This window comes from Pseudomonas sp. R1-43-08, from assembly GCF_003852255.1.
Lineage (GTDB): Bacteria > Pseudomonadota > Gammaproteobacteria > Pseudomonadales > Pseudomonadaceae > Aquipseudomonas.
This window is the reverse complement of the sequence record NZ_CP027734.1, coordinates 1,035,330-1,046,766: the sequence shown is the minus strand read 5'-3', so window position 1 is coordinate 1,046,766 and position 11,437 is coordinate 1,035,330. Positions and strand designations below refer to the sequence as shown.

The window sequence follows — 11,437 nt, the reverse complement described above, 5'->3', positions numbered from 1 at the left end:
CTACCTCAGTTTCAGGGTGGCAAGGCCGACCAGTACCAGAATCACGGTGATGATCCAGAAACGGACGATCACGCGTGGCTCGGGCCAGCCCTTGAGTTCAAAGTGGTGGTGAATCGGCGCCATGCGAAATACACGGCGCCCGGTCAATTTGAAGGAAGCCACCTGGATGACCACCGACAGGGTTTCCATCACGAACACACCGCCCATGATGAACAGCACGATTTCCTGGCGCACTATCACCGCAATAGTGCCCAGCGCCGCGCCCAGCGCCAGTGCGCCGACGTCGCCCATGAACACTTGTGCCGGGTAGGTGTTGAACCACAGGAAGCCCAGGCCGGCGCCGATCAGCGCGCCGCAGAACACGATCAACTCACCTGCGCCCGGTACATAAGGAATCAGCAGGTACTCGGCGAACTTCACGTTACCCGACAGGTAGCAGAAAATGCCGAGGGCGCCGCCGACCATCACCGTCGGCATGATCGCCAGGCCGTCGAGGCCGTCGGTCAGGTTGACCGCGTTGCTGGAGCCGACGATCACGAAATAGGTCAGCACCACGAAGCCGATGCCCAGTGGAATGCTGGCGTCCTTGAGCATCGGGATGATCAAAGTGGTTTCCACAGCGCTTGGTGCGGTGGTGTACAGGAAGATCGCCGCCGCCAGGCCGAATACCGACTGCCAGAAGTACTTCCAGCGGCTCGGCAGCCCCTTGGAATTCTTCTCGATCACTTTACGGTAGTCATCCACCCAGCCGATGGCGCCGAACAGCAGGGTCACCAGCAGCACCACCCACACGTAGCGGTTGTGCAGGTCAGCCCAGAGCACGGTGCTGACGCCGATGGACGACAGGATCAACGCGCCGCCCATGGTCGGGGTGCCGGACTTGGACAGGTGCGACTGCGGGCCGTCATTGCGAACCGATTGACCAATTTGCAGGTTCTGCAGGGTGCGGATCATCCACGGCCCCAGAAACAGCGACAAACACAGCGCGGTCAGCACACCCAGGATCCCGCGCAGGGTCAGGTACTGAAAGACCGCGAAGCCTTTGTGGAACTGTTGCAGATACTCAGCCAGCAGCAGCAGCATTAATGTTTCTCCGTACTTGAGCCACACAAGGCTGCGACGACGTTTTCCATCACCGCGCTGCGCGATCCCTTGATCAAAATGGTTGTGTGTGTGTCGCGTTCAGCCGCAGCCAACGCCTGGATCAATTCGCCCTGGGTCGCAAAGTGCCGCGCACCGGGGCCGAAGGCGTTTACCGCGTGCGCCATGTTCGGGCCGACGGCGTAGAACGCGTCGACTTTATCGGCGGCATAGGCGCCGACTTCACGGTGGCCTTGTTCAGCCCAGTCGCCCAATTCGCCGATGTCGCCGAGTACCAGCACCTTGCGGCCATCAAAGCCTCTGAGCAGATCCACGGCGGCGTTCACGGACGACGGGTTGGCGTTGTAAGTGTCATCGATCACGCGCATGCCGTTGGTGGCCAATTGCGCGACGGTGCGTCCTTTGACCGGCTGCACTGCGCCCAAGCCTGTGGCGATGCCGAACAACGACACACCCAAGGCGTGGGCGGCAGCGGCAGCGGCCAAGGCGTTGGCGACGTTATGGTTGCCCAGCAGGTTCAGTTGCACGTGTTCACTGCCTTGCGGCGTGTGCAAGGTGAAGGACGGGCAACCACGCGCATCAACGGTGATGTCGCTGGCATGAAAATCGGCTGCGGCGTTGCGCACGGCAAAGGTCAGCACCTTGCGACCGGCAGCGCGTACGCGCCAGGTCTCGAAGGCCTTGTCGTCAAGATTCAGTACCGCGGTGCCCGAAGCGTCGAGGCCTTCAAGAATTTCACCCTTGGCTTCGACGATCTTTTCCGGGCCGCCGAATTCACCGACATGGGCGGTACCGGCATTGTTGATAACCGCGACATGGGGCTTGGTCAGCGCCACGGTGTAGGCAATCTCGCCGACGCGGGAAGCGCCCAGCTCGATGACTGCCGCCGTGTGTTCCGGGGCCAGTTCGAGCAGGGTCAGCGGTGCGCCGAAATCATTGTTCAGGTTGCCCCGGGTGGCGAGTACCGGCCCGCGCGTGCGCAGTACGCCGGCCAACAGTTCCTTGACGGTGGTCTTGCCACTGGAGCCGGTGATCGCGGCAATCGGCTTGTCGAACGCGGCACGGTTCAGCGCGCCCAATTGGCCCAGGGCCAAGCGGGTATCGGCGACCAGCAACTGTGGCAACGTGGCGTGCGCCACTTCACGTTGCACCAGGGCACCCACGGCGCCTTTGGCGGCGACGTCGTTCAGGTAGTCGTGACCGTCAAACCGCGGGCCTGTGAGGGCGATGAACAGCTGGCCGGGCTGGATGTTGCGACTGTCGATACTGACGCCGTCGAACGTGCAATCGCTCGACAGCACCCGGGCCGACAACGCCTGGGCCAGTTCGCTGAAGGTCATCGGCTTAAGCATGGGCGACCTCCCAGGCGGTCAGGGCGTGACCCGCCTCGACCAGATCGGAGAAGGCATGGCGCTCGCCATTGATTTCCTGGTAATCCTCATGCCCCTTGCCGGCCAGCACCACCACGTCATCCGCGCTGGCACTGGCGATCAATTGGGCAATGGCTGCGCCGCGACCCGCCACGAACGTGACGCTGGCAGTGTCTTTGAAGCCTTCGCGTATATCGTCGAAAATCCGGCTGGGGTCTTCGCTGCGCGGATTGTCGTCGGTCACCAGCACGCCGTCGGCCAGGCGCTCGACGATCTCGGCCATCAACGGACGCTTGCCGCGATCACGGTCGCCGCCGCAGCCGAACAGACACAACAGCTTGCCCTTGGCGTGCGGGCGCAGGGCCAGCAGGACTTTTTCCAGTGCATCAGGGGTGTGGGCATAATCGACCACCACCAACGGTTGCGTACCGCCACCCAGGCGCTGCATGCGGCCGGCCGGGCCTTCCAGTTTGGGCAGGACTTTCAGAATTTCGTCGAGGGCGTAATCCAGGCCGAGCAAGGCGCCGATGGCTGCCAATACGTTGCTCAGGTTGAAACGCCCGAGCAGCGTGCTGCGCAAATGGTGCTCGCCTTGTGGCGTTACCAGGGTGGCGCGCACGCCTTCGTCGCTGAACTGGGCTTCGCGGCAGTACAGGTACGCACGGGTGTCTTCCAGGCTATAGCTGATCAAGCGCGCTTCGCTGTCTTGAGCTGCCAGTTGTCGGCCGAAGGCATCATCCAGGTTCACTACCCGGCACTTCAGGTGATTCCAGGCGAACAGCTTGGCCTTGGCCGCTGCATACGCGTCCATGGTGCCGTGGTAATCGAGGTGGTCGCGGGACAGGTTGGTCATCACCGCCACGTCAAACGCCAGGGCCGTGACACGGCCTTGGTCGAGACCATGGGACGACACTTCCATGGCCACCGCCTTGGCGCCGGCTTTTTTCAGGTCGGCCAGGGTCGCCTGCACGGCAATCGGGTTCGGCGTGGTGTGCAGGCCGCTTTGCAGCGCACCATAGAAGCCGGTGCCCAGGGTACCGACGATGCCGCAGTGCTGACCCAGCAGGTCCAGGGCCTGGGCGACCAGTTGAGTCACGCTGGTCTTGCCGTTGGTGCCGGTCACGCCCACCAGGTTCAGGTGGCGGCTCGGTTCACCGTAGAAGCGCCCGGCAATGTCGGACAACTGCGCGGCCAAGCCCTTGACTGGAATCAACGGCACATCGGTGATCGGCAACACAGTAGCGCCTTCCACTTCATAAGCAACAGCGGCAGCACCACGTTGCAGGGCGTCGGCAATATGCGCACGGCCATCGAACTTGCCACCGGGCACGGCCAGGAACAGGTCACCGGCGCGCACGTTGCGGCTGTCCAGGCTCAACTCGCGAATCAGCAGATCGCGGCCGGCATGGGCAAAAATCTTGTTCAGGCTAAGAGACATCAGCCGCGCCCTCCATTGGCTTTTACAGCAGCGGCCGGCGGTGCGGCGTTTGCTTGCTGGGTTGGCGCAAGGTTGTCCGGCGTGATGTTCATCAGGCGCAGGGTGCCGGACATCACTTTGCTGAACACTGGCGCCGAGACCAGGCCACCGAAGTAACCGGCCTTGCTCGGTTCATCGATCACTACGACGATGGCGTAGCGCGGGTCGCTCATCGGGCCAAAACCGGCGAACAATGAACGGTAGGAATTTTCCGCATAACCCTTGGTGCCCACCGAGGTTTTACGCGCAGTACCGGACTTGCCGGCCACGTGATAGGCCGGCACCTGGGCGCGGAATACGCCACGCGGCGCCTCGATCACTTGTTGCAGCATGCCTTGCATGGTCTTGGCGACTTTTTCCGGGATCACCTGGGTGGCTTTCGGAGCTTCGTCTACATGGATCAGGCTCAGCGGAACCATTCGGCCATTATTCGCCAATACCGAGAAAGCATGGGCCAGTTGGATCGCGGTCACCGACAGGCCGTAGCCGTACGACAGCGTGGCGGTCTCGGCCTTTTTCCAGTCGCGGTAGTTCGGCAGGTTGCCGACGCGCTCACCCGGAAAATCGAGCCCGGTAGGCTGGCCCAGGCCGATTTTTTGCGCCAGGTGATAGATGGTTTCACCACCGATATCGAAGGCGACCTTGCTCATCCCTACGTTACTGGAGTTGATCAGGATGCCTGTCAGATCCAGCACCGGGCCCTCGGTGCGCGACACGTCGCGAATGGTGTATTTGCCCAACTGCAAGGTGCCTGGATACACCTCGACCTTGTCGCTGGGCTTCCAGCGTCCGGTTTCCAGGGCGGCACTCATGGAGATGGCTTTCATGGTCGAACCCGGCTCGAACACGTCGATCATTGCGCGGTTGCGCATCATCGCCGGCTGCAGGTTGCGACGGTTGTTCGGGTTGTAGGTCGGTTGGTTGACCATGGCGAGAATCTCGCCGGTTTTCACGTCCATGATCACCAGGCTGCCGGCTTTGGCGCCGTTCTCGATGATCGCGTTACGCAATTCACGGTTAGCCAGGTACTGCAGACGCAAGTCAATCGACAACGCCAAGGGCTTGCCGGCCTTGGCGTTCTTGGTGACCTGAACATCCTTGATCAGTCTGCCGCGCCGGTCCTTGATGACCTGGCGCTTGCCGGGAACGCCGGCCAGCCACTCGTCGTAGGCCAGCTCGACACCTTCGCGGCCATGGTCATCGATATCGGTAAAGCCGACCATGTGCGCGGTGGTTTCACCGGCCGGGTAGAAACGACGAAATTCCTCGATGCCATAGACACCTGGAATTTTCAGGTCGAGCACTTGCTGGCCCTGTTCGGGGGTGAGCCCGCGAACCAGATAGATAAATTCTTTATTGGCCTGGGCTTCCAGGCGTTCGGTCAGCGCTTTGCGGTCTTGCCCCAAGGCAGCCGCGAGTTCGGGCCACTTGTCCTTGGCCACCTGCAGTTCCTTGGCGTTGGCCCACAGGGTGGTCACCGGGGTACTCACGGCCAGAGGCTCGCCGTTGCGGTCGGTAATCAGGCCGCGGTGCGCAGGAATCGGAATATGCCGCAGGCTACGGGCATCGCCCTGGCCGATCAGGAAGTCACGGTCGACGACCTGCAGGTCGAAGATCCGCCAGACGATCGCGCCCACCATCAATGCCAGCAAGCCGAGCATCAGGCGGAAGCGCCATGGGTAGAGTGCGCCTTCAAGTTTCATCATGGCGCCACCATGCGTACGTCGGCCGCGCCCGGAATGTGCATTTTCAGTTGTTCGGTGGCCAGCACTTCGATACGGCTATGGGCCGTCCACGTGCTCTGCTCCAGGATCAACCGGCCCCATTCCGCCTGCGCCTTGTCGCGCACGCTCAATTCCCCATAGAGGGTATTGAGCAATTGACGATTCCAATGCGCGCTGTAGGACACCGCAATCGCGGACACCAGCACGCCGATAAACAGCAGCAACATAAAGAAGCTGCCGCCCGGCAGGGGTTTGGCGAAAAGCTTGCTCACCGCAACTTCTCCGCGACGCGCATGACGGCGCTGCGCGAACGTGGATTGGCCTTGAGTTCGGCTTCGGAGGCGAACTGCGCTTTGCCATGAATTTTGATTTTCGGCACAAAGGCTTCGAAACGCACCGGCAGATTGCGCGGCAGGTTGTCGGACTCGCCCTTGACCAGACGCCGCATGAACAGTTTGACGATACGGTCTTCCAGGGAATGGAAACTGATCACCACCAGGCGACCGCCCACTTCCAACGCGTCCAGGGCAGCCTCGAGGCCAGCCTCCAGATCGCCCAATTCGTTGTTGACGTGAATGCGCAGGCCCTGGAACGCACGGGTCGCCGGGTTCTTGCCCTTCTCCCATGCGGGGTTGGCAACCTTCAGCACTTCGGCCAAGTCAGCGGTGCGTTCGAACGGCTGGATTTCGCGGCGCTCGACCACGGCGCGGGCCATGCGACCGGCGAAGCGTTCTTCGCCGTACTCCTTGAACACCCGGGCAATTTCTTCCACCGGCGCGGTGGCGATGAACTGCGCGGCGCTGACGCCACGGGTAGGGTCCATGCGCATGTCGAGGGGGCCATCGTTCATGAAGCTGAAGCCGCGCTCCGGGTCATCGAGCTGCGGCGAAGACACGCCGAGATCGAGCAGAATCCCGGCCACCTTGCCCGCCATGCCGCGCTCGGCGACTTCGGCGCCCAGCTCGGCAAAGCTGCGCTGCACAACGACAAAGCGGCCGTCTTCGGCCGCTAGCGCTTGCCCGGTGGCAATCGCTTGAGGGTCTTTGTCGAACCCGAGGAGTTTACCGTTGGGCCCGAGCTGGCTGAGTATCAACCGACTGTGCCCGCCCCTGCCGAAGGTGCCATCCAGATAGCAGCCATCCGCGCGTACGGCGAGAGCCTCAACGGCTTCGTCAAGCAGTACGGTGATGTGGTTAAAGCCGCTATCAATAGTCACAGGATCAAATCACGCAGTTCATCAGGCATGGCGCCCGGTTGTTGAATAGCAGCCAGGTCAGCTGCAGAAACAGCATCCCAGGCATCTTCGTCCCACAATTGGAACTTGTTCAGTTGGCCTACCAGCATTGCGCGCTTGTCGAGCCTGGCGTATTCGCGCAAACGCGGCGGCACCAGGAAACGACCGCTGCCATCGAGTTCAAGGTCGACGGCATTACCGATCAGCAAACGCTGCAGGCGGCGGTTTTCTTCACGCAATGAAGGCAGCGCGCGCAATTTGGTTTCGATCAACTCCCACTCATCGAGGGGGTAAACACACAAACAAGGGTCAACCGCGTCAATCGTGATGATCAACTGCCCCGAACTTCGCGAAATGAGCTCGTCACGATACCGGCTCGGCATGGCGAGACGGCCTTTTGCATCGAGACTGATAGCGTTAGCTCCGCGAAACACAGGTGCGTTTCTCCAATTTTTAGCGTTTTACGTTCAAAAAACCCACTTTGTGCCACTTTCCGCCACTTGCGCACACTATAGGAATGCGCCCACCACACCGTCAAGGCGCGGATACAAGGAAAAGCCTTACAGAACGGAGATTTACGAGCGTAACGGGAGGAGAAACCCGAGTTCAGCGTGGTTTTTGACTCAACAAGCACAAATAACTCAAAGCGCTATGGCTCAGAGTTAAAGTAATTTATTAAGAGTAAGATTTTTTTGGTATTACGAAGACGCATCTGCCAATGATTTGGCAGGGAGGGATTCTTGCGTTACTACCGGGTTTTCTGCCCGAGGTTCAGACAGAAGGAAAAAAGGTGGAGAGTCGATCTGTAAGCCGGGTTCTGTCTTGAACAGTCATTCGTCTACGATGGCCATCACTGGACATCTTTAGCAACCTACCCGGTCCCAGCGCGGGCCACGCCTTGGGACCCTATTTGGTCTTGCTCCAAGTGGGGTTTACCTAGCCACGAACTGTTGCCAGTCGTGCGGTGCGCTCTTACCGCACCTTTTCACCCTTACCGGCACCGAAGTGCTTAGGCGGTTATTTTCTGTGGCACTTTCCGTAGGCTCACGCCTCCCAGGCATTACCTGGCACTTCGCCCTATGGAGCCCGGACTTTCCTCCCCCCCCTAATTTTCATAGAGGGCAGCGACTGTCCAATCGACTCTCCGCCGCGCAGGTTAACGGCACGACGGCCTCAGGACAAGTATTAAAAGTGCAGCATTGCCATCACCTTCGGACGAAACACCGGCCCGGCCCCGGAACTATTCGGCTTTCTGTTTATCCAGCGCCGCCTGATACAACACATTCTTGCGTACCCCGGTAATTTCTGCGGCGAGGGCGGCAGCCCGCTTGAGCGGCATCTCCTTGAGCAGCAAATCGAGGATGCGCATGGCTTCGCTACCGACTGCATCTTCATCCTCTGGAGGCGTCCAGCCGGCCACCAGCACGACGCACTCTCCGCGCTGCTGATTGCTGTCGCCTTCGACAAACCCGCGCAGCTCTTCCAGCGGCAGGCCCTTGAGGGTTTCGAAGGTCTTGGTCAACTCGCGAGCCAGCAGCGCCAGGCGCGCCCCGCCGAACACCAGCTCCATGTCCTGCAGGCACTCAAGGATGCGGTGCGGGGCTTCGTAGAAAATCAAGGTGCGCGGCTCTTCCTTCAGCGCCTGCAGACGCGCACGACGCCCTACCGTCTTGGCGGGCAGGAAGCCTTCGAAGATAAAGCGGTCCGACGGCAAACCCGCTGCAGATAATGCTGCAATCAGCGCGCACGCGCCTGGAACAGGCACTACATTGATACCAGCGGCGCGCGCCTGGCGGACCAGATGGTAGCCCGGGTCGGAAATCAGCGGCGTGCCCGCATCGGAGATCAGCGCAACATCATCACCTGCCAGCAAACGGGTGATAAAACGGCTGCCCTCCTCGCGTTCGTTGTGTTCATGGCAGGCCGCCAGTGGCGTGGGGATTCCAAAATGCTGCATCAACCGCTGGGAGTGTCGCGTGTCTTCCGCCGCGATCAATTTAACCTCGCGCAACACTTTCAATGCCCGGGCACTGATGTCGTCCAGGTTGCCAATGGGCGTCGCCACGACAAAAAGCGAGCCTGCAGTGGAATTCAAAGGACCTGGAGCAGTCAAAACGCACACCTCGATGGTTGGCAAAAGCCACATTGTAGCGCGTCAACGCGCTGAAAATATGCCGTCACGGCGGATGTCGTTTCAGCCATTGTTAGTAAAACGCAACAATTGCACGACCTAAATCCACGGTTTCACGCCACGAACATCGCGCCTGGGCCAGTGCTTGGGTACACTTCCACGCTAATTTGATCGGTATCAGGAACACTTACATGATCGCTTGCCTGCGGCTGCTCTCCGCCCTTTGCCTCGCTGCCTTGCTGGCCGCTTGCGCCAGCTCGCCCTCGTCCAGCCTTGGCGACCTACCACGCACGCCCGACGCCAGTATCGAGCAACTGCTCGAACAGGCCACGGCTGCCAAGACGCCAGAAAAGGCCGCATTGCTGCGCTTGAGTGCGGCTGACCTGGCCTACCAGCAGAACAACCCTGGCCGTTCCTCGCAGATACTTGCGCAGGTGCCCCTGGATGTCCTGAAACCGGCCGCGCAAGTGTTTGCCAGCACCCTGGCCGCCGAGCTGGCGATGACCCGCAATCAGCCCAAGTCTGCATTGACGGCGCTGAACCACCCCAGCCTGCAAAGCCTGAAGGAGCTGCCGGTCGATCAACAAGTGCGCACCGGCACCGTGCATGCCCGCGCCTATGAAGCCGACGGCCAGACCCTGGCGGCAGCGCGGGAGCGTGTCGCCATGGCGCCGCTGCTCACCGGTGACGCCGCCAATAGCAACCACGAAGCGATCTGGGTGTTGATTGCCGCACTGCCCGCCGAGCAACTGCAAGCCACCGGCAACCCGACGCTGGACGGCTGGATCACCCTGGCCCAGGCGGTCAAGGGCGCCGGCACGCTGGAGCAGCAGCAAACCGCCATCGATACCTGGCGTGCGCGCAACCCGGGCCATCCGGCGGCCGTGCAACTACCAACGCCCTTGACCAAACTCAAGGAACTGGCCAGCCAGCCCCTGACCAAGATCGCCCTGCTACTTCCACAGGAAGGCGCCCTGGCGTCGGTCGGCAAGGCATTGCGTGAAGGCTTCATGGCCGCTCACTACCAGGCCGAACAGGCCGGGCAGAAGCCGCCGGTGATTGAGTTCTACGACAGCTCGCGCCTGACCTCCATCGACGACTTCTACGCCAAGGCCCAGGCCGCCGGCGTGCAGCTGGTGGTTGGCCCGCTGGAAAAGCCACTGGTCAAACAGCTCAGTGCACGCCCGCAATTGCCGATCACCACCCTGGCGCTGAACTACAGCGAGGGCGATCAAGCCCCGGCGCAGTTGTTCCAGTTCGGCCTGGCTGCTGAAGACGAAGCCCGTGAAGTGTCGCGCCGCGCCCGTGCCGACGGCCTGCATCGCGCCGCCGCCATGGTGCCCCGTGGCGAATGGGGCGAGCGTGTCTACAAGGCCTTCCGCCAGGACTGGGAAGCCAACGGCGGCACCGTCATGGGCGTCGAATATGTCGACCAGCCTGTGGCCCTGGCCCAGCAGATCGCCGACCTGTTCCAACTGCGCAAAAGCGAAGGCCGCGCCAAGAGCCTGCAAGACACCGTCGGCACTGACGTTGCCGCCCAGCCTTCGCGTCGCCAGGACATCGAGTTCATCTTCCTGGCCGTCACCCCGCAACTGGCCCAGCAGATCAAGCCGACCCTGAACTTCCAGTACGCCGGTGATGTGCCCGTCTACGCGACGTCCCACGTCTTCAGCGCCAGTGGCGACCGCAACCAGTACCTGGACATGACCAACGTGATGTTCTGCGAAACCCCTTGGTTGCTCAACACCACCGACCCGTTGCGCAACCAGGTCGCCGCACAATGGCCGCAGGCCAATGGCAGCCTGGGTCGCCTGTATGCGATGGGCGTCGATGCCTATCGCCTGGCGCCACGCCTGGGCCAGCTCAAGGCGTTGCCGGACACCCGTGTCGACGGCCTCTCCGGTAACCTGGGCATCAGCGCCAACCAGCGCGTTGACCGCCAGATGCCGTGGGCGAAGTTCGTCGGCGGCGAGATCCAGCGCCTGCCGGATACCCCGCGCTGATGCCCGAGCGGTCCAGCGCACAAAGCGGCAAGGATGCCGAACGCTACGCGCTGAACTATCTGCAACAACAGGGTCTGCGCCTTCTGGCGCAGAACTGGTTATGTAAACGCGGTGAGCTTGATCTGGTCATGCTTGACGGCGATACAGTAGTATTCGTCGAAGTCCGCTACAGAAAACACGCACAATGGGGTGGCGCGCTCGCCAGTATCGATGGGCGCAAGCGTCAAAAGCTGATACTCGCCGCGCAGTTTTTCCTGCAGAAAGAGCATCGCTGGGCCGATAGCCCCTGCCGTTTCGATGTGGTTGCCATGGAAAGCACACCGTCGGGCCCAACTGACCTGAATTGGCTCAAAGATGCCTTCGACAGCTGACTCACCCGGCACCTTCACCCCACACT

General features: G+C 61.4%; 10 protein-coding genes and 1 other RNA gene. 2 read left to right on the top strand and 9 right to left on the bottom strand.

Annotated features, from left to right (window positions below; translation table 11 throughout):
* From mraY to rsmI, 9 genes are all read right to left on the bottom strand, one after another.
* On the bottom strand, positions 1 to 1,083 hold the full coding sequence (gene mraY, locus C4J87_RS04640; RefSeq protein WP_124361357.1) for a phospho-N-acetylmuramoyl-pentapeptide-transferase: 1,083 nt from the start codon (positions 1,081 to 1,083) through the stop codon (positions 1 to 3).
* Positions 1,083 to 2,453, bottom strand: a complete 1,371-nt coding sequence (gene murF / locus C4J87_RS04635) for a UDP-N-acetylmuramoyl-tripeptide--D-alanyl-D-alanine ligase (RefSeq protein ID WP_124365874.1) — start codon at positions 2,451 to 2,453, stop codon at positions 1,083 to 1,085. Before murF ends, mraY begins: the two co-directional genes overlap by 1 nt.
* The gene (locus tag C4J87_RS04630; protein ID WP_124365873.1) at positions 2,446 to 3,909 is read right to left on the bottom strand and encodes a UDP-N-acetylmuramoyl-L-alanyl-D-glutamate--2,6-diaminopimelate ligase; all 1,464 of its coding nucleotides are present in this window, start codon (positions 3,907 to 3,909) and stop codon (positions 2,446 to 2,448) included. The genes murF and C4J87_RS04630 overlap by 8 nt, the downstream gene beginning before the upstream one ends.
* Positions 3,909 to 5,651 (bottom strand): penicillin-binding protein 2, encoded by a 1,743-nt coding sequence (locus C4J87_RS04625; protein WP_164485282.1) that lies wholly within the window; start codon positions 5,649 to 5,651, stop codon positions 3,909 to 3,911. The genes C4J87_RS04630 and C4J87_RS04625 overlap by 1 nt, the downstream gene beginning before the upstream one ends.
* Positions 5,651 to 5,944: a cell division protein FtsL gene (gene ftsL / locus C4J87_RS04620; protein WP_124361353.1), complete on the bottom strand. Its 294-nt coding sequence runs from the start codon at positions 5,942 to 5,944 to the stop codon at positions 5,651 to 5,653. Before ftsL ends, C4J87_RS04625 begins: the two co-directional genes overlap by 1 nt.
* The gene (gene rsmH, locus C4J87_RS04615) at positions 5,941 to 6,888 is read right to left on the bottom strand and encodes a 16S rRNA (cytosine(1402)-N(4))-methyltransferase RsmH (protein WP_164484511.1); all 948 of its coding nucleotides are present in this window, start codon (positions 6,886 to 6,888) and stop codon (positions 5,941 to 5,943) included. Before rsmH ends, ftsL begins: the two co-directional genes overlap by 4 nt.
* Positions 6,885 to 7,340, bottom strand: a complete 456-nt coding sequence (gene mraZ, locus C4J87_RS04610) for a division/cell wall cluster transcriptional repressor MraZ (protein ID WP_004371993.1) — start codon at positions 7,338 to 7,340, stop codon at positions 6,885 to 6,887. The genes rsmH and mraZ overlap by 4 nt, the downstream gene beginning before the upstream one ends.
* A 356-nt stretch (positions 7,341 to 7,696) precedes the next feature.
* Positions 7,697 to 8,050, bottom strand: an RNA gene (rnpB, locus tag C4J87_RS04605) — RNase P RNA component class A.
* Positions 8,051 to 8,146: 96 nt separating this feature from the next.
* Complete coding sequence (gene rsmI / locus C4J87_RS04600; protein WP_164487645.1) at positions 8,147 to 9,052, bottom strand: 16S rRNA (cytidine(1402)-2'-O)-methyltransferase; 906 nt, start codon at positions 9,050 to 9,052, stop codon at positions 8,147 to 8,149.
* A gap of 176 nt (positions 9,053 to 9,228) precedes the next feature.
* Between rsmI and C4J87_RS04595 the strand changes: the two genes are divergently transcribed.
* Together C4J87_RS04595 and C4J87_RS04590 are read left to right on the top strand one after the other, a co-directional pair.
* Positions 9,229 to 11,040 (top strand): penicillin-binding protein activator, encoded by a 1,812-nt coding sequence (locus C4J87_RS04595; RefSeq protein ID WP_124365870.1) that lies wholly within the window; start codon positions 9,229 to 9,231, stop codon positions 11,038 to 11,040.
* Complete coding sequence (locus C4J87_RS04590; protein ID WP_124361349.1) at positions 11,040 to 11,411, top strand: YraN family protein; 372 nt, start codon at positions 11,040 to 11,042, stop codon at positions 11,409 to 11,411. The genes C4J87_RS04595 and C4J87_RS04590 overlap by 1 nt, the downstream gene beginning before the upstream one ends.
* The last annotated feature ends 26 nt before the right edge of the window (positions 11,412 to 11,437 follow it).